The following is a 19,039-nucleotide window of genomic DNA, read 5'->3' on the forward strand; positions in this document are numbered from 1 at the left end:
ATGAAAATTAAACATATAATTAATGCAAAGACTAATAATATCGGTAGTTTGGAAGTTAGGCGACTTTTACCGACAGCAAAACAAAGAATGGTTGGACCATGGATATTTTTTGATCATTTTGGACCTGTAGAGTTACTTGCTGGTGATTGTATGGATGTTAAACCGCATCCTCATATTAGTTTAGTAACAGTTACGTATTTATTTAAAGGTGAGATTTATCATAGAGACTCTATAGGAAATGCACAGTTGATATCTCCAGGTGAGATAAACATTATGGTTGCTGGTAAGGGGATAACACACTCTGAACGTGAAAGAAATGAAGTAAAGTTAAAAAATCGTACTCTTCATGGTATACAGCTTTGGTATGCTTTACCTGAGCCTTATGAAGAGATTGAACCTGATTTTTATCATTATTCAAGTGAGCAATTACCCAGATTTACTATTAATAATGTAAGCTTTAAGCTTTTAATTGGCGGTGCTTATGGATATGAGTCTCCAGTTAAAACATATAGTCGAACTTTATATATTAAGATTAGTATTCCTCAGGCTAGCTCTATTGCACTACCAATTGAAGAAGAGCTAGCTATTTATGTAGTTAAAGGAAAGGTTGAATATGATAAAAATACAATAGAAAGCCACACAATGCTTATTATGGATACTCAAGGAATGTCAAGATTGACAGCATTATTGGACTCACAGATAGTTATAATTGGTGGAGATAAACTTTCGTATAGATTTATAGAGTGGAATTTTGTTTCAAGCAATAGAAAAAGAATTGATAAAGCAAAAGCTGATTGGTTAAACGGTAAATTTAAAAAGGTATATGGTGATGAGGAAGAGTTTATTCCTCTACCCAAGTTGAAAGACTAAAAGCTTTCAATCTCTCCACTTTTCTTAGCCATAATAACAGTATCCGCAGGTTTAAGAGCAAAGATACCGTTAGTCACAACGCCGGTTATTTGGTTTAATTGACTTTCAAGTTTTAAAGGATTATCAATTTTTAGATTATAGACATCTAGGATAACATTGCCATTATCCGTAACAGTTTGCTCTCTATATACAGGTTGACCACCTAGTTTAACTATTTCTCTAGCAACATAGCTTCTAGCCATAGGTATAACCTCAACTGGAAGAGGAAACTCACCTAGAGTATTTACTTTTTTAGACTCATCGATAATGCAAATGAATTTTTTTGCTGCAGCAACACATATTTTTTCACGTGTAAGAGCAGCCCCTCCACCTTTGATAAGTTCCTTATGATTATTGCATTCATCAGCACCATCAATATATAAGTCAATCTCTCCAGCATAGTTAAGATCAACTACTTCAAAGCCTAATTCTTTAAGCTTTTTTGTTGAGTCTTCAGAGCTTGATACAACTGTTTTTATTTTATCTTTATAATTGACTAGTTCCTGTATAAGAAAACCGACTGTACTGCCTGTACCAACACCTAAAGTGATTTCTGATTTTATATATTTTGCAGCTTCAATAGCAGCAGCTTTTTTTAATTCGTCTTGATTACTTTTTTTATTAAAAAACATTTTAAAATTTTCTCTGATTAAATTTGTTACTGAAAATACTTCCTTTTACAATATAGATAATTATACATGCAATAGCAGCTATAAACTGCCACATTATAGACATTGGTAAAAAGATATATCCAATAGTTACAAATATACAAATGAAAGGAATAACTATACGTAACATTATATTAAATAATGGTGAGAGTTTTGTATTTGTATGTTTTAAGATTTCATAACTTAATTTTTGAGCATCATATATCCATCCAATAACAAAAACATCAAATAAAAATAGAAAGATTATCAGAAGATGGAAGCCAAACATATCTGAAAAGTCTATATACGCTATTCCAGTTTCGATAAGTCCAATAGTCATTATTAGAGGTATTATTAGAAAAAGAAGTTTTGTATATATGTTATCACCTAATCTGTAAATATATTTTAAAGCAGCAATAAACACAACAAGGTTTAGAGTTGTAAATACAACTTCAAGTAGTAAATAGAATGTTGGTGAATTTGCTTTAACAATCTGGAATACTAATTCTATAGGCATTGTTTCATTTGGTTGAAAGTAGGTTCTATAGTTACCTAGCATTGAGTATATTGTTATACATATGATTAGTGAGAAAATAATATTATAAAAAGCACTCTTAAAAGCAGCAACTTTGAGTTTTTTATAGTCACTATCAACAATATTTATTATATTTTTATAAAAAGCTATAGATATAAAATTACTTAAAATAGCATAGACTAACGCAAGAGCAAGCATATTGCGAAGCTGTTCAGTATTTTGATAGTTTAGTTCAAATAAGAAATCATAAATCCCATTTATGCTTTGTGGTAAATATATTACCATTAGCATAAGAATTATGACCAAATATAAAGATATATGAGCAGCTGTTTTAAGTAGGTTATTAAGGTTTATTTTTTCAAAGTTAGTAAGAATAAATAATATAAAGATAATAATAAATACAGCCGCTAATGATGAGTATAATGGTAAATCTGTATTAAATTTTAAACTAGCGTCACTAAGTCTATCAATAGCTGGGATATTGTCAAAAAAATCTAGAACGTATGTTGCCATATTAAACATTACTAGTGAAACTAGAATTACCATAGCTCCAGCAAGCAGTATGCTTATTGGTTTAAGTTTAGATGTTCCAGTAATATGAGCAATTAATTTGCTATGTGAAGTCAGTTGTGGGACACTTTTTTGTAAGTATATTGCAACTAAGTTCATTGGATAGCAAAGTAGTATTAAAAAAGCCACATAAGCATAAAAAAATTCAAGCCCATTATATTTAAATACATTTGTAAAAAAGCTAAAGCTGAAGCAGGTGGCAGTTGAAACAAGACCTATAACTAAAGGAGTAGATGTTTGCTTAATATTCATTTATTTTCCTAATTTTTAGTTTATTGCGCAATAGTTTCCACGAAAAGTGATATTTTTAATAATTTTTGTATCTTTATTTACAGATACCCATGTTGTGCACATTAGTGCTCCAAATTGAACAAAACGAGGGTCTCTATTTGCCATAATTAAGCTATTCATAGGATTACCAGCTTGTTGTATTGATCCAGCATTTATAGCTTTTCTAATATATACATAGGTCTCAATATCAGGATTTGGAACAATTTGAATTACATTTTGAGGATATCCAAATTCCTTTATATATCCATTAACGCTTTTTCCAATCCATGCCTTTTGTTGATCTATATATTTTTGTCTAGTAGCACATGAAAATAAAGTAGCTATTAAACAAGTAAGAAAAATTATTCTAAAAAGCTTTTTTGTCATAGCCACTCCTATTTTATAAATCCTGTTTTTTTCATGTAAATAGTTAGTAGAGATATGGCAGCTGGTGTGATTCCTGGAATTCTTGATGCTTCACCTAATGTAGTAGGTTTTTGCTCTGTAAGTTTTTGTAAAACCTCATTTGATAATCCATTAACTTGAGAATAATCAAAATCTAAAGGTATTGGTTTTTGTTCAAAAACAGATAGCTTTGCTATATCTTTACTTTGACGTTCTATATATCCAGAGTATTTTGCTGAAATCTCTATTTGTTCTATTACGGCTTCATTATTTAAGTCTAGGCTTAGTTCAGGTATTTGCTGTAGTTTTTTATAATCTAACTCAGGGCGCTTTAATAAATCAAAAAGTGTGCTTTCTCGAGTCATTTTTTTATCTAAAAACTTTTCTAAATCACGAGCTTTTTGTGTTTGAGGTCCTATCCAAGTGTTTTTCATCATTTTAATATTTTCATTGATAGCATTTTTCTTATCAAGGAAATACTTTTCATCATATGAATTTAAAAGACCAAGCTTGCAAGCAGCATCTGATAAACGTAAATCAGCATTATCTTCACGTAGAATGAGTCTATATTCTGCACGAGAAGTAAACATTCTATATGGTTCTTTTGTTCCTTTAGTAATAAGATCATCGATAAGAACACCAATATAGCTATTTGCTCGAGTTGGATACCATGATTTATCACTATCAAGGCTTATGGCAGCATTAATACCAGCGACAAGACCTTGAGCTCCAGCTTCTTCGTAACCTGTAGTGCCGTTTATTTGACCTGCAAAATATAAATTTTTAATGTATTTAGTTTCTAAAGTTGGTTTTAAATCTCTTGGATCAAAAAAATCATATTCAATTGCATATCCAGGGCGCATAATAAAAGCATTTTCAAAGCCTTTTATTGAACGGATATATTCGCATTGAACTTCAAAAGGAAGACTTGTTGATAATCCATTTGGATATAGTTCTATACTGTTTAATCCTTCTGGCTCAACAAAGACTTGATGTCTATCCTTATCTGCAAATCTAACGACTTTATCCTCGATAGAAGGACAATAACGAGGCCCAATTCCTTCAATTAAGCCGCTATACATAGCAGATTTATCAAGGTTACTAGTTATGATTTCATGTGTCTTAGGGTTTGTATAAGTAATATGGCAAGGAACTTGCTCAGGATGATTTATTTTTCCTTTTGAGAAAAATGAAAAATAAGGTGCTGGGATATCCCCAGGTTGGGCATCCATAACACTAAAATCAACAGATCTTCTATCTATGCGTGGAGGAGTACCAGTTTTAAGCCTATCAACTCTAAAAGGGAGTACTCTTAAACGTTTTGCTAAAGCATTTGAAGGCTGATCGCCTGCACGTCCACCAGAGTTAGATATTTTACCAATATGTATTTTACCACCAAGAAATGTACCTACAGTTAGAATTACCTTTTTAGCTTTAAATGTGATTCCTGTTTTTGTTATAGCGCCTGTGACAACGTTATTTTCAACAACAAGATCATCAACAGAATCTTGAAAGATTTCTAGGTTATCTTGATTGTTTATTAAGGTATTTATTGCTTTTTTATACAAAACTCTATCAGCTTGAGCTCGAGTTGCTCTAACAGCAGGGCCTTTACGCGAGTTAAGGATTCTAAATTGGATGCCAGCCATATCAATAGCTTTGGCCATGATACCGCCCATAGCATCTATTTCTTTAACTAAGTGGCCTTTGCCAATGCCACCAATAGCAGGGTTGCATGACATTTGACCAATTGTATCAATGTTGTGAGTTAATAAGAGTGTTTTAGCACCTACTCTAGCTGATGCAGCAGCTGCCTCAACTCCTGCGTGGCCACCGCCAACAACTATAACATCGTAAGTATTACTATAAATCATAATCAAGTATAAGCAATTTTATATTATTTTTATCAATTAGATTCTACTACATTTTGTTATAAAAATAACTACCCTAATGATATTAATTATCCAACTTTTGCAATATAATTTGGAATATGTTTATAGTTTTTTGAAGTAGATCTATAGTGTTTCAACTTAGCCAAATTTATCATAAATATATAGATCAAGATCCTACTAGGGTTTTTCGTAATGGTGCACTTAAATCTGCATTAATCTTATTTATATTTTTAGCAATAACAATTTTTTTAGAGGTTGATAAAAATGTCATAATCCTAGGTATTTTGTTTATAGCAAATATGACTGCAGCGATATTAACAGGTAGTATTGAATCAAAGAAAAAAGCATTTTTCCTATATGTGTTTTTCTCTGTGATAGCAATAAATATTTCTCCTTATGTACATTTGTTATTGGAAAAAAATGTATTGTTATTTTTGCCTATCGTATTTATTGCATTCTGGATTCGCCGGTTTGGAGAGGCTTTTTTAATTTTTCCGGTAATGCTTGTTATTATGATGAGTATTTGTTTTTTTAGATTTCCTCTAGAAGCAGATAAGCATATTGAGTTTACTTTTACTGCATTGTTGATTGTTTTAGCATTTTATATTTTGGTTATAAGTCAGTATAAGGTTATAAACTATAGTGAAATACAAGCAATAATAAGTAGTTTTTTTAAAGTTTTTAATAAGAGCTATCTCGAAGAATTTGAAAGTGTAAAATATCGTAATTTTACCAAAGCAAAAATAATAAAATTTAGCCAAGAGAAAATGAAAACAATCATTTCTCTACAAAACCATGGTCTTATGTCATTAAAAAAAGCTGATCATGAGCGTTGGAGATACTTCTGTCATAATATAATACTTTTAAATAGACTATATGAGAAGTTTATACTTAGTTATAAAAGAATTAGCTTGAAATATATGAGTTTAGCTTTTAATGATACGAAACAAGAGCAAGCCTTAATACATAGATTAGAAGATTTATTTAAAGAGACTATTAGATTAACAAACTATGTAGTTTATGATGAGAAGATATTAGATAGAAAGATAGCAAAAGTAGTAGAATTACAATCTGAATTTAAGAATTTTTATACTATGAAATATCTAGATAATAAAAATAAGAGTAAATTATTATTTGACAGTATTTTACTCTTAGAGAATATGTTGATTGGCTTACAGAATATAAAAGAGGCGTATTTTGAAATCATTGAAAATCAGATTTAATTTATCTGACACAACTTTGTTATCAGTAAGAGTGTTGATCGCTACAACTATAGGTTTATCATTCTCTTATATACTTTTTACATTAATCGGTCAGCATGAGTTTTTAATCAGAATATATTGGGTTGTGATAGCTATAGCAAGTGTATCTGCTAGTAGTAGTACAAATGTGATATATACAAGAGCAAAATATATTATTATGTTTTGTATTTTAGGTACTACTTTTGGCTCAGCAATACTTTTTCTAATACAGAAAGATATTCATGGAGATTTTTATTTTCTTACAGTTGCTATTATGTGCATAATAGGACTCTGTTTAAATATGTATACAGCATTTATAAATTATGCAACAAGTGTATTTTTTATCCACGTTTATATAGTGATGTTCTTTGGATTACTAGAAAGCTGGAATAAATATACTTTTATAGCAAGAGTATTATGTATTTTAATTGGTACATCAAGCATTGTATTAGTTACATACCTGACACGAGGGCGTAAGTTTCTACATATTGTTGTTAAGGAAATGGAGGAGTCATATCTACGCCTAAAAAATATAGTAGAGAATATAGATGAAACTATCTCAAATCGTAAAATTATGCCTCTAATAGAAAGAAGTATTAAACTTAATGATATGTTATATGATGCAAAGTATGAGTTCTTAAGCAAGGAAAATTACCGTGAATGTAAAAGGGTTTTGTTGCTTATGGATGAACTGTTATTGAGTTTAAGAAGCTATCGTGTCTTAGATCTTAAAAGAGAAAATTATGCTCCTGATTTGTATAAAGATATGAATCAATATACTAGAGATAAGATTAAAAAAAATTTTAAGAATATAACTATTCGTTATCAAAGATTAACTTTAAAAGATTAGTATATGTTGATTTAAGTTTTTGTTCATGGAGCCTAGCTTGAATATACAGGAATAACACCCAAAAGTTTTGTTGTCGTTGTACAGTGATATAAATCTAGAGTATTTTTTCCATTGGCTTCTTTTATTGTAGGGCATTGATGTATTGAAGAACAAGAAGTCAAGAGTAAGACTGCTATGAAAGTCATAAGTATTTTTTTCATATTTTATACCTTTTAGCTCGCAGTTTGAGAGCTTGGTGTATCAGCTGAATTAGGAGCTGCTTCATATTTTGTATAACACGATGAAAGTAATAGTGTTATAAATATTGCGACAATTGCTTTTTTCATATTAAATATACCTCATTAGTTATTTACTATCTTCTATTTTGGATAATATATTTTTTTTGAAAAAAATCAATGCTTATACAGCAATCTCTAATGTCTAGAGATTATTATATCTTTTATTAAAGTGTTGCTTTATATATTTTATTAAAGAACTAATTCTTTTTAATTGATATTTTACTGGTAGAGATACTATAGAAAGTTGTGTAGTTTCTGCATATTCAGGCAATATTTCAATGAGGTTTTTATTTTTAATATCAGCATCTACATATATATCTACTAATCTAGTAATCCCAAGACCTAATAAGGCTGCTTGCTTCATTACTTTACCATTAGCAACATAAGTACCGTTATTATGGATGTGTAGAGTGTAGTTATCTTTATTTGAAATAAAAGACCACTGTTTAACGCTTCCATAAATTAGTGGGATTTTTTCAAGTTGTCTTGGGTGTATGATTTGACCATATTGTTTTATAAAACCATTGCTGGCAATGTATTTTGTTGAAACTTTTCGTAAAGGAGATATTATTAAGTTTGAATCAGGTAGATTACCCATGCGGATAACTAAGTCATAATCACTATCTAAAAGATTTATTCTATTGCTTGAAAAGTCTAAATGTATATTTACATTTGGATTTTGCTGTTGAAACTTAAGCAATATTGGAGCTATTACATCTTCACCAATAATACCGCCTACACAATTTATTTTAATACTTCCATTTAATTCACTATTTTCTTGTGTAGCAAGCTGTGTTGCAATATCTAGATCATGAAAAGCTTTTTTGCATTTTTGATAATATTCTCGTCCTATTTCCGTAAGTCTAACATGCCGAGTACTTCTATATAGAAGCTGAACTTTTAGCTGACTTTCTAAATCTTTTATACTCTGACTAAGATTTGATTTGGCTATGCCAAGTATATCAGCAGCCTTGGTAAAACTTTGTTGTTCTGCAACATAGATAAAAGATTGAATGCCTCTCCACTGAATATTGTTCATTATTTTATAACAATGTTTTATTATTATTGGTATTTATTAGTCTAATAATTTTATATAGAATTTACAATCAACAAAACGATACAAAAACAAGTTAATTAAAAAAGGAGAATTAAAATGACAAAATCACTAGTAGTAATAACAGGAGCTAGTTCAGGAATCGGTGCTGCAATTGCTAAGCGTTTTTCAGAGGCTGGACATTCTCTTTTACTTATTGGTAGAAGAATAGAAAAAATTCAAGAGCTAAACTTGCCTAATACAATGATTCGTAAAGTAGATGTAACAGATTCACAAGCTTTGAAAGCAGCTATAAAAGATGCTGAGGCTGAGTATGGGCCTGTTGATTGTTTAGTAAATAATGCTGGGTTAATGCTTCTAGGTCAGGTTGATACACAAGATCCAATTGAATGGCAAAAAATGTATGATGTAAATGTATTGGCTTTACTTAATGGTATTCAGGCGGTACTAGGTGATATGAAAGCTAGAAAAAATGGAACAATTATAAATGTAAGTTCTATTGCAGGTAAAAAATCATTCCCAAATCATGCTGCTTATGTAGGTACAAAGTTTGCTGTTTCTTCAATGAGTGAGAATGTACGTGAAGAAGTTGCGGATGATAATGTGAGAGTTATGACAATTTGTCCAGGAGCTGTTGAAACTGAATTACTAAGCCATACAACTTCTGACAAAATCAAAGAGGATTATGAAGGTTGGAAAGAGTCAATGGGCGGCGTATTAGTTGCAGATGATATAGCTAGAGCTGCTATGTTTATGTATAGCCAACCTCAAAATATTAATATTCGTGAAGTTGTGATTGCTGCAACTAGACAGCCAGCATAATTAACTGTTGCTTGAGTTGTTTTGAATAGACTTGTAGATTTTGTTTAAAACTACAGGAATTTCTAAAAATGCTCTAACTAGCCCTAGACTAATAGAGTACTTTAGTAAATAAACTATACCAGTAATAACAAAAGTATCTGTAGATATTACTCCTAGCTTAAACATACTACTTAGGACGTATAAGTGCAGAACTAGAAATAATGTTATTAATATAAATATTATTTTAAACAAGCTACTTATATATTTTTCTATATCAATATTAGAAAAGTTAAATAAATTTACTGTACAAGATCTCATTTTCATAAATATTAACTCCTATCTTATTTTTTCAAAGTTTCAATAGTTTTTATACCATTAATATCATTCTATCATTTTTTAGATCTTTTATCTTATATAAAATATTGAATCAACTGGCTTAAATATCTATTTAAGAGTCTTATTTGCTTACTATTTCCATTAATAATAGTTACAAAGGTATGTTAAAATCATAGAATTGAAATAATTTAAAGTAATTTAAATAGCCGATATATTATGTTTGATAATCAGACTTTCTTATTCTATGACTTAGAGACAAGTGGTATTAACAACTCTTTTGATCAGGTTTTACAATTTGCTGCAATCAGAACTGATTTGGATTTTAATGAAATTCAAAGGGTTAATTTTTTTGTTAAACTGAATCCAGATACTACACCTTCACCTATGGCGACAATCACGCATCATATATCTATTGCTCAGGCAAATACAGGAATATCGGAATATGATGCTATTAGAAAAATTCACAAAATAATAAATACTCCAGGAACTATAAGTCTTGGTTATAATACTCTTGGCTTTGATGATGAGTTTTTAAGGTTTGCTTTTTATAAAAATATGCTGCCACCATACACACATCAATTTAAAAATAATTGTTCAAGAGCGGATTTATTTCCGATAGTTGCTTGCTATAGTGCCTTTTTTAAACAAGGATTAAAGTGGCCTAAAGTTATAGATAATGAAGGTCAAGAAAAGATATCTTTAAAATTAGAAAATCTAAATCAAGAAAATAAATTCTATAGTGGTGGTCGAGCACATGATGCAATTACAGATGTAATTGTGACTGTAGAGTTAGCTAAAAAATTAAAATCAGCAAATCCAAAAATGTGGCAGTTTTTATTGGACAAATTTAATAAACAAAATGATGAGAATACATTGTCACAACTAGATGTTGGTATTGAAATAGAGAATCATGGATATAGACAAGCAATAGCTATAAGTGGTATTTTTGGTTCTAAAAATAATTTTACATCAGCAATTGTAGATTTAGGTCAACATAGACATTATAAAAATCAAGAAATATTCTTGCGTTTAGATAGTTATCTTTTTAGTGAATTTATAGAGGAGTTTGGAAGTTTAGAGGTAGAGCATTGGCGTTTGACGATTAATAAAAAGTGGGGTGATATCCCATTAATTTTACCTGCAAAGACACGTTTTGTAGGTAAACTACCACAAGAAAGATTAGAGCTTATAAAAGCAAATAAAGAGTTTATAAAAAGTAATCCTGAAACTTTTGCTAATTTTGTTGATTATGTATTGGAATATAAGTATTCAGAGATTGAGAATATCGATGTGGATGCTGCTATTTATCAAAGTGATTTTATGACTAGTGCTGATGAGAGAGGCTGTGATAAGTTTCACAGTTCTATTATATATCAAAAAGCCCAGATGCTTAATCAATTACCAAGTAAGTTTTATGATAGAGCAGTGCGTATAATTGGTAGGTTAGATTTCTCAAAATTACCTGAAAAAGCGCAGATGAAGTTTCAAGAATATCTAAATAAGATTGTAAGTTTAGATAATGATGAGTTATTGGTCGATCATCGTGGTAAAACTCGTAAGACATTAGAAGATATTTATCAAGAAATGCAAGATGTTCGTATAAATCGAGATCTAACAGAAGAGCAACAGGCTTTGCTGTATGAGTTAGAGGAGTATCTTTTTTAGATGGAGTCAATAGAGTTTGAACAGCAACATGAACTTGTTAAAGAATTATTTAACAATGATAAAAATACTTTTGATACATTTAAAGATTTATATTTTTTAAGTCATAATCTTTGGATTTATGCGCATTTTTTGTATACACACATGTTATATGAGAGTGAAATAAAAACATATTCTCAATTTTTTATTTATGAGAGTTGCATGAGGCATCTTACTATAGGTTTAGGTATGATATTTACAGAAAAAGATGGTGCTAAAAAAGATACTGGCTGTAAATTGTTGGAATCTATATTTAAGAACGAAAATTGTCTTAACAAAGAAGTTTTTACCTATCAATTATTAGGGGATTTTAATTGTAGTCTTAAAGGGTTTAATGAACAAAAAGATGAAGTAGAAAAGATTTATACAGATAAAATTAAAGTATATAGAGATAAAAGGTATGCTCATTTAGATTCTAATCTTTTTTCTCACATTAAAAAAAATGAGAAAGTTGATATTAATGATATTAAAACAATAGAAAAATTTTGTCATCAAATAAAAGAAATGTGTACTTATATTTTTAATAATAAACAAGGAAATATTGTAGTTGGCTGCGAAATGAATGATAGCTGTCAATTACTAGAGTTATATAACCAAGCAGGAGATATAACTTATGGATAAATTTAACTTAGTAACAAAATATAGTCCAAGTGGAGATCAGCCAGAGGCGATACAATCTTTAGTAAATGGTATTGAAACAGGTTTGCATCATCAAGTTTTATTAGGGGTTACAGGTTCTGGTAAGACTTACACTATGGCAAATGTAATTCAGCAGACTCAAAAACCATGTTTAATTGTTGCTCATAATAAAACTTTAGCAGCACAGTTATATTCTGAATTTAAACAGTATTTTCCTGATAATGCAGTTGAGTATTTTGTTTCTTATTATGATTATTATCAACCAGAGGCTTATGTAGCAGCATCTGATACGTATATAGAAAAAGATTCATCTGTGAATGAGCATATTGAGCAAATGCGCTTATCTGCGACAAAAGCAATTTTAGAGCGAAATGATGTGATAATAGTGGCAACAGTTTCTGCAATCTATGGTTTAGGCGATCCTGAGCAATATATGCAAATGCTTTTGCATTTAAAGGTAGGTGAAGAGTTGGGGCTTAAAAAAGCTCAAACAAAATTGATTGAGATGCAGTATTCACGTAATGATATGGATTTTAGTCGCGGAAGTTTTCGTGTTAGAGGTGAAATATTAGATATATTCCCGGCAGATTCTGAAAAAGACGCCATTAGAGTAGAGTTCTTTGATGATGAAATAGAGGCAATTAGTATTATTGATTCATTAACTTCAAAAAAAATAAAGTCTATCCATAGAGCAACTATATTTCCAAGTACTCACTATGTAGCCTCTAAAGAGCGTAAAGAAATCGTAATAGAAGAAATAAAGGAAGAATTAAAAGAGAGAGTTAAGTATTTTGAAGAAGAAGGTAAACTTCTTGAAGCTCAAAGAATTGAGCAAAGAACAAAATATGATATTGAAATGATTCAGGAGCTGGGCTATTGTACAGGTATCGAGAATTACTCAAGGCTTCTTTCTGGTCGCGAGCCGGGAGATCCACCACCTACATTAATAGACTATCTGCCAGAGAATGCATTAGTTATTGTTGATGAGTCTCATGCAACATTACCTCAATTTGGTGGTATGTATAAAGGAGATCTATCGCGAAAGTCAAACTTAGTAAATTACGGTTTTAGGTTGCCGTCTGCATTGGATAATAGACCTCTAAAGTTTGCTGAATTTGAGAAACTTTTACCACAGACAGTTTATGTTTCAGCAACTCCAGCAAACTATGAGCTAGATAGGTCTGAAAATACGGTTGAGCAGATTATCCGTCCTACAGGACTGCTTGATCCTGAGGTTTTTGTACGCCCTGTTGCAATACAGGTTGAAGATGCTTTATCTGAGATAAATAAAGCAATTGCAAAAGGTGAAAGAGTGTTAATCACCACCTTAACAAAAAAAATGGCAGAAAACCTTACGGAATATTTATCTGAGCATGGAGTTAATGTTAGATATTTACACTCAGATATAGATACTGTTGAGCGTGTCCAGATCATTCATGATCTACGTCATGGGGTGTTTGATGTGCTTGTAGGTATAAACCTTTTAAGAGAAGGCTTGGATATGCCTGAAGTGGGGGTATTGCTTATTTTTGATGCAGATAAAGAGGGCTTCTTACGTTCAGAAAAATCACTTATACAGACTATAGGTAGAGTTGCAAGAAATCAAAATGGTCGAGCAATTTTATATGCTGATGTAGTTACAAAATCAATGAAAAAAGCTATGGATGAAACTCTGCGTCGTCGCCATCTCCAAGATGAATATAATAAAAAACATAATATTACACCTAAAACAATTATTAAAAATATTGATGATATGCTTGATAGCTCACCAGAGATGCAAAAACGAGCATATAAAAATAATTCGCGTTTAAAGGTTGATGATGTCGATGTTTCGGCTATACTAGGTATGACAGAAGCTAGTAAGGTTATTAGAGCTTTAGAGAAACGTATGCGTGCTCACGCGAAAGAACTAGAGTTTGAAAAAGCAACCTTAATTAGAGATAAAATTTCTGAAATAAAACAAAAGTTTATTAATTTATAATTTTTAAGAAGAAGTAATTATTATATTATGGCGATAGAAAGTAAGTTAAAAAAAGATCGGCTTTTTTTGCGTTTTACTTGGGCAAGGTTAAGAAACTACTTGATCAGGGCAAGAAAGAGCTTATATTCATCGATTATACTTTGTGGCTTAATCGTTGGAGTTGATTTATATTTAGGTAATGTTGAGTTTGTAGCACAGTCTTTACAAATAGCTTTAACTTTGGGAGTTATACTGTTTGTATTTTTCTTTTTGATAACAAAAGATGATAATCCTGTCGATATTATTATTTCTGGAGCAGAAGGTGAAACAACTGTTTTAGATGAGCTAAAGAAGTTAGATAATAACTTTGTCTTGTTTAATAGAGTTATTTTACCAGATCAAAAATCGACTGTAGGAAATCGTGAATTAGACTTTATCGCAATATCACGTAAAGGTATATATATTGTTGAGGTGAAAAATAATCGCGGTTACATTCAAGTTGAGAATATGGCTGAGAGATGGCAAGTCTCAAAGACTTCACAGAATAATAAAGTGTATGCAAAAACCATAAAGAACCCGATTAGACAAACTTTTGCTCAAAAAAAAGTATTACAAACATATTTGTATAAGCAAAGGATCTATATAAAAGGTATACCTGTTGTAACTATTGTTATCTTTGCAAATGATGATGCTCAATTGAGTGAGAATTTTATTGCAGATGATGCAAACCAAGCAGTACTATCTTTGAAAAATCTATTACCTTTCATTAAGGCAAAAGAAGAATATCTTGAGAAAATGCCATCTCGCTCACGTAAGAAAATCATTAGAAAGCTTGAGAAAAAGTAATGCAAAATAACAGGCCTATAGGTGTATTTGACTCTGGGATTGGAGGGTTAACAGTAGTTAAAAACCTAATGGAGATATTACCAAATGAAAATATTATTTATTTTGGCGATATTGCGAGGATTCCCTATGGCACTAAATCACGAGCAACTATTCAAAAGTTTGCGGCTCAAACGGCAAGGTTTCTGATTGCTCAAGAAGTTAAAGCTATAATAATAGCCTGTAATACAATATCTGCACTTGCTAAAGATATTGTTCAGGATATTGCTAAAGACATTCCAGTTATCGATGTCATAAGTGCAGGAGTCAGCTTAGTTAGTGATCTAAATGCCGTAGGTGTTATTGCGACACCAGCAACAATAAATAGTAATGCATATGCTTTGCAGATTCATAAAAATAATCCTGAAACAGGAGTTTATAGTACACCTTGTGGTCTTTTTGTATCAATGATAGAAGAAGGCTTTATTGAAGGACAAATAGTTGAATTAGTTGCAAAGCAGTACCTTGAGTATTTTAATGATAAAGATATTCAAGCACTTATTTTAGGCTGTACGCATTATCCTATTATCAAGCAAAGTATATCAGATATTTTAAATGTTGATTTAATAGATCCTTCTCAGCAAGCTAGTAAAATTTTGAAAGATTTACTCATTGATAAAAAGATTCAAAATACATCTCAACTAGATGCAGAATATCGATTTTACGTTACAGATATCCCTGTAAAATTTAAGTCTGTGGGCGAGATGTTTTTACAGACACAGATGCAATATCTTGAAATAGTTAATTTAGATTCTTGATAAGTTTTTTTATAGTTTTTCCATTTAGATTCTTGACATAGTCATGGATATAATATTTACTTTAGTTTTGAAGCACAGGGGTGCATAGTTTATTTGGGCTATGCTGAGAGGATTTTTTCTAACCCTTTGAACCTGATCTAGTTAATACTAGTGTAGGAAGTGTAATTTGATTTTGATTATAACTATTTGTATCTATAGTTGTATCAATTATATTCTTAATACTCATCTACCTATACTAGTTTGAATTGATAAAATAGGAGATGAAAATGAATAACTCTAAAAATCAAGATATTCAAACTAATACACAAAAATCAACGCTATCTATAGAATATTTTAGCTCTGAGAAATGTTATATTGAATATCCAAATAAGCTAATAAAAGTTCCATTTAGAAAGATTAAACAAACTGACACTGACATAAATGGAAATATTAATAAAAATCCTGATATCTTCATATATGATACTTCTGGGGAGTATTCTTCAGAAACACCAGTTGATATAGAAAAAGGCTTGAGTAGACATAGACTAGAGTGGCTTAAGCAAAATAAAGATATAGATCAATTAAATAGTTTTTCTTCAAAATACACAAATTCTCAGTTTAAAGAAGAAAAGTTGAATTTTAAAAATAGACATATCCCTTTTAAAGCGAAAGCTGGCAAGAACGTATCACAAATGCATTATGCAAGAAAGGGCATCATAACACCTGAGATGTATTATGTTGCAATGAGGGAAAATATCCTAAGAGCAAATCTTCACCTTGATAGTGAGTATAAAAACCAACATCAAGGAATATCATTTGGTGCAAATATTCAAAAAGAAATCACTCCAGAGTTTGTTCGAGATGAGATAGCCGCAGGTAGAGCTATTATTCCAGCAAATATTAATCACCCCGAGTTAGAGCCTATGATTATAGGTAGAAACTTTTTAGTTAAAGTTAATGCAAATATTGGTACATCAGCAGTGACATCATCAATGTTAGAAGAAGTTGAAAAAATGGTGATATCCATAAAGTGGGGTGCTGATACTGTAATGGATCTCTCAACAGGGAAGCATATCCATCAAACCCGCGAATGGATTATCAGAAACAGCCCAGTACCAGTAGGTACAGTTCCGATCTATCAAGCTTTGGAGAAGGTTAATGGTAAAGTTGAAGATCTAACTTGGGAGATCTATAGAGATACATTGATTGAGCAAGCTGAACAAGGAGTAAGCTATTTTACAATCCATGCAGGAGTTAGAAAAGCATTTGTAACACTAGCTAGTAACCGAATTACAGGTATTGTTTCACGAGGTGGATCAATCCTAGCTAAATGGTGCTTACATCATAATCAAGAAAACTTTTTATATACACATTTTGAAGAGATTTGTGAGATCATGAAAACATATGATGTAAGTTTCTCACTTGGTGATGGGCTTCGACCTGGGTCTATAAATGATGCAAATGATAGTGCTCAATTATCTGAACTAAGAACTCTGGGGGAGTTGACTAAAATTGCTTGGCAGCATGATGTGCAAGTTATGATAGAAGGTCCAGGACATGTACCAATGCAACTTATCAAAGAAAATATGGATTATGAGTTAAAAGATTGTTTTGAAGCACCATTTTATACTTTAGGTCCATTAGTTACAGATATAGCACCAGGGTATGATCATATTACATCTGCGATAGGTGCTGCACAAATAGCTTGGTATGGAACAGCTATGTTATGTTATGTAACACCCAAAGAACATCTTGGATTGCCAAATAAAGATGATGTTAGAGAGGGGATTGTTACTTATAAACTAGCAGCACATGCTGCTGATCTTGCTAAAGGTTTTCCAGGAGCCCAGATTAGAGATAATGCCTTATCAAAAGCAAGATTTGAGTTTAGATGGGATGATCAGTTTAATTTAGGTCTAGATCCTGAGAAAGCTAGATATTTTCACGATCAAACATTACCAAAAGAAGGGCATAAATTTGCACATTTTTGTTCTATGTGTGGGCCTAGCTTTTGCTCTATGAAGCTTTCTCAAGATCTTAAAAATCTAGAACATACAAATGAGTAAAGTAGCAATTATTGGATCTGGTGTTATGGGTCGAGTCTTGGCAATATCTTTAGCTAAGACTTATCCTGAGCTGCAGATCGATATATATGATAAAAGCTCTAGCTATAAGCATAGTTGTAGTTATTGTGCTGGAGGAATGCTATCTCCTTTATCTGAGCTTATTACATGTGAGAAGCATGCTTATGAGATAGGGCATAATAGTTATAAACTATGGAGCAGTTTAAATAGTTTTATTAATAAACAGTTAAATATTACAGATATATTTGTAAAAGAAGCAAATACCTATGTAATAGCGCATAACCAAGATAGATATGAGTTAGATCTTGCGATTAGAAATATTGATTTAAGGGTTGATAAGTTATCTAAAACATCACATCAAACAGTACGAGAAGATTTTAAGACTTGTGATAAGCAAAACATCCTTTCTAAAGAGCTAGGAATATGTCTATCTAATAGTATTAGTGATAATGTAATAAAACTTAAAGAAGCTTTAGTCAATGTGCCAGAGTTTTTTAAGTTGTCTGAGCAGCTTTTTAAAGAGTACAAAAATATAAAAACTTTAGTGTTATCTAAAGAAGATTTTTATGTAAAAGAGCTTGATGAAAGCTATCAACAGGTATTTGACTGTATTGGTTTTCCGAATAATCAACTAAATAATTTATATGGATCTAGAGGCGAAGCTTTAGTCATAAAGGCTAATAATATTAAGTTAAATAGTGTAATTAGATTATTACATCCACACCACTCTATTTATCTGATCCCAAGAGGTAATGGTATTTTTTATATAGGAGCTACATCAATTGAGAGTCAAGATTATTCTAAAATTTCAGTCCAAGGTGTTTTAGAGCTACTTAGTTCACTAATGATAATAGATAAACGGTTTGCTGAGGCTCGAATTATAAAAACATTAACCAACGTTCGTCCAGTAAGTAGTGATGATGTGCCTATATTGAAGAATCTTGGAAAGGTTACATATTTAAATGGGCTATCAAGGCATGGATATTTATTTGCTCCAGCATTAGCTAATAAGGTAATACAACAAATTAATATTTTTTAGAGGTAAAAATGCAGATTATTTTTAATCAAAAAAAATTAGAATTAGAAAATAGCTTAAATATTGAAGAGTTGCTAAAACAGCAAGAGTTTCAGCAGCAATGTTTTGCTGTAATGCTGAATAGTAAGTTTGTTGCTAAAGATAGTTATGCTAGCACTTTTTTAAATGATAATGATAGCGTTATGACTATACAACCAATGCAGGGAGGATAA

General features: G+C 30.9%; 20 protein-coding genes and 1 riboswitch. Of the genes, 12 read left to right on the forward strand and 8 right to left on the reverse strand.

The window, feature by feature from the left end; translation table 11 throughout:
- Nucleotides 1-870, forward strand: coding sequence for a pirin family protein (locus F3D62_RS01455; protein WP_150466477.1), 870 nt, complete (start codon nt 1-3; stop codon nt 868-870).
- Here F3D62_RS01455 and rpiA read toward each other — a convergent pair.
- Genes rpiA through mnmG form a run of 4 tightly spaced genes read right to left on the reverse strand, consistent with a single transcriptional unit; the run spans nt 867 to nt 5,210 of the window.
- Complete coding sequence (rpiA, locus tag F3D62_RS01460) at nt 867-1,541, reverse strand: ribose-5-phosphate isomerase RpiA (protein ID WP_150466478.1); 675 nt, start codon at nt 1,539-1,541, stop codon at nt 867-869. The two genes, F3D62_RS01455 and rpiA, sit on opposite strands and share 4 nt — an antisense overlap.
- 1 nt (nt 1,542) lies before the next feature.
- Nucleotides 1,543-2,913 (reverse strand): hypothetical protein, encoded by a 1,371-nt coding sequence (locus tag F3D62_RS01465; protein WP_150466479.1) that lies wholly within the window; start codon nt 2,911-2,913, stop codon nt 1,543-1,545.
- A gap of 15 nt (nt 2,914-2,928) precedes the next feature.
- The gene (locus tag F3D62_RS01470; protein ID WP_150466480.1) at nt 2,929-3,318 is read right to left on the reverse strand and encodes a hypothetical protein; all 390 of its coding nucleotides are present in this window, start codon (nt 3,316-3,318) and stop codon (nt 2,929-2,931) included.
- A gap of 8 nt (nt 3,319-3,326) precedes the next feature.
- Nucleotides 3,327-5,210 carry a tRNA uridine-5-carboxymethylaminomethyl(34) synthesis enzyme MnmG gene (gene mnmG / locus F3D62_RS01475; RefSeq protein ID WP_150466481.1) on the reverse strand — a complete coding sequence of 628 codons (1,884 nt, stop codon included), beginning with the start codon at nt 5,208-5,210 and terminating at the stop codon, nt 3,327-3,329.
- Nucleotides 5,211-5,356: 146 nt separating this feature from the next.
- On the opposite strand from mnmG, the gene F3D62_RS01480 reads away from it, so the two are divergent.
- Nucleotides 5,357-6,451, forward strand: a complete 1,095-nt coding sequence (locus F3D62_RS01480) for a hypothetical protein (RefSeq protein ID WP_150466482.1) — start codon at nt 5,357-5,359, stop codon at nt 6,449-6,451.
- Entirely contained in the window at nt 6,426-7,319 is an 894-nt protein-coding gene (locus F3D62_RS01485) for an FUSC family protein (protein ID WP_224732612.1), read from the forward strand. The genes F3D62_RS01480 and F3D62_RS01485 overlap by 26 nt, the downstream gene beginning before the upstream one ends.
- A 32-nt stretch (nt 7,320-7,351) precedes the next feature.
- Here the strand turns inward: F3D62_RS01485 and F3D62_RS13220 are convergent, their stop codons facing one another.
- The 3 genes from F3D62_RS13220 to F3D62_RS01490 all read right to left on the reverse strand — a co-directional run bounded on the left by F3D62_RS13220 (nt 7,352) and on the right by F3D62_RS01490 (nt 8,636).
- Nucleotides 7,352-7,519 carry a lipoprotein gene (locus tag F3D62_RS13220; protein WP_224732613.1) on the reverse strand — a complete coding sequence of 56 codons (168 nt, stop codon included), beginning with the start codon at nt 7,517-7,519 and terminating at the stop codon, nt 7,352-7,354.
- A 12-nt stretch (nt 7,520-7,531) separates the two neighbouring features.
- Nucleotides 7,532-7,645 carry a lipoprotein gene (locus tag F3D62_RS12690; RefSeq protein WP_191092509.1) on the reverse strand — a complete coding sequence of 38 codons (114 nt, stop codon included), beginning with the start codon at nt 7,643-7,645 and terminating at the stop codon, nt 7,532-7,534.
- Between the two features lie 94 nt (nt 7,646-7,739).
- Nucleotides 7,740-8,636 (reverse strand): LysR family transcriptional regulator, encoded by an 897-nt coding sequence (locus F3D62_RS01490; RefSeq protein ID WP_150466484.1) that lies wholly within the window; start codon nt 8,634-8,636, stop codon nt 7,740-7,742.
- A gap of 114 nt (nt 8,637-8,750) precedes the next feature.
- Here F3D62_RS01490 and F3D62_RS01495 point away from each other — a divergent pair, with 114 nt between their 5' ends.
- Nucleotides 8,751-9,473, forward strand: a complete 723-nt coding sequence (locus F3D62_RS01495) for an SDR family oxidoreductase (RefSeq protein ID WP_150466485.1) — start codon at nt 8,751-8,753, stop codon at nt 9,471-9,473.
- Here F3D62_RS01495 and F3D62_RS01500 read toward each other — a convergent pair whose 3' ends face one another.
- On the reverse strand, nt 9,474-9,776 hold the full coding sequence (locus F3D62_RS01500; protein WP_150466486.1) for a hypothetical protein: 303 nt from the start codon (nt 9,774-9,776) through the stop codon (nt 9,474-9,476).
- Between the two features lie 228 nt (nt 9,777-10,004).
- On the opposite strand from F3D62_RS01500, the gene F3D62_RS01505 reads away from it, so the two are divergent.
- From F3D62_RS01505 to thiS, 8 genes are all read left to right on the forward strand, one after another.
- Nucleotides 10,005-11,453 carry an exodeoxyribonuclease I gene (locus F3D62_RS01505; protein WP_150466487.1) on the forward strand — a complete coding sequence of 483 codons (1,449 nt, stop codon included), beginning with the start codon at nt 10,005-10,007 and terminating at the stop codon, nt 11,451-11,453.
- Complete coding sequence (locus tag F3D62_RS01510) at nt 11,454-12,110, forward strand: hypothetical protein (RefSeq protein WP_150466488.1); 657 nt, start codon at nt 11,454-11,456, stop codon at nt 12,108-12,110.
- Nucleotides 12,103-14,109 carry an excinuclease ABC subunit UvrB gene (gene uvrB, locus F3D62_RS01515; protein WP_150466489.1) on the forward strand — a complete coding sequence of 669 codons (2,007 nt, stop codon included), beginning with the start codon at nt 12,103-12,105 and terminating at the stop codon, nt 14,107-14,109. Before F3D62_RS01510 ends, uvrB begins: the two co-directional genes overlap by 8 nt.
- A gap of 27 nt (nt 14,110-14,136) precedes the next feature.
- A complete protein-coding gene (locus F3D62_RS01520) occupies nt 14,137-14,934 on the forward strand; it encodes a nuclease-related domain-containing protein (RefSeq protein ID WP_150466490.1) in 798 nt (265 codons plus the stop codon).
- Nucleotides 14,934-15,728 carry a glutamate racemase gene (gene murI / locus F3D62_RS01525; protein ID WP_150466491.1) on the forward strand — a complete coding sequence of 265 codons (795 nt, stop codon included), beginning with the start codon at nt 14,934-14,936 and terminating at the stop codon, nt 15,726-15,728. The genes F3D62_RS01520 and murI overlap by 1 nt, the downstream gene beginning before the upstream one ends.
- A gap of 66 nt (nt 15,729-15,794) precedes the next feature.
- A riboswitch (TPP riboswitch) is annotated at nt 15,795-15,904 on the forward strand.
- A 90-nt stretch (nt 15,905-15,994) separates the two neighbouring features.
- Nucleotides 15,995-17,773: a phosphomethylpyrimidine synthase ThiC gene (gene thiC, locus F3D62_RS01530; RefSeq protein WP_150466492.1), complete on the forward strand. Its 1,779-nt coding sequence runs from the start codon at nt 15,995-15,997 to the stop codon at nt 17,771-17,773.
- On the forward strand, nt 17,766-18,830 hold the full coding sequence (locus F3D62_RS01535; protein ID WP_150466493.1) for an FAD-dependent oxidoreductase: 1,065 nt from the start codon (nt 17,766-17,768) through the stop codon (nt 18,828-18,830). Before thiC ends, F3D62_RS01535 begins: the two co-directional genes overlap by 8 nt.
- Nucleotides 18,831-18,838: 8 nt before the next feature.
- Complete coding sequence (thiS, locus tag F3D62_RS01540; RefSeq protein ID WP_150466494.1) at nt 18,839-19,039, forward strand: sulfur carrier protein ThiS; 201 nt, start codon at nt 18,839-18,841, stop codon at nt 19,037-19,039.

The organism is Francisella sp. SYW-9 (assembly GCF_008711465.1).
GTDB lineage: Bacteria > Pseudomonadota > Gammaproteobacteria > Francisellales > Francisellaceae > Francisella.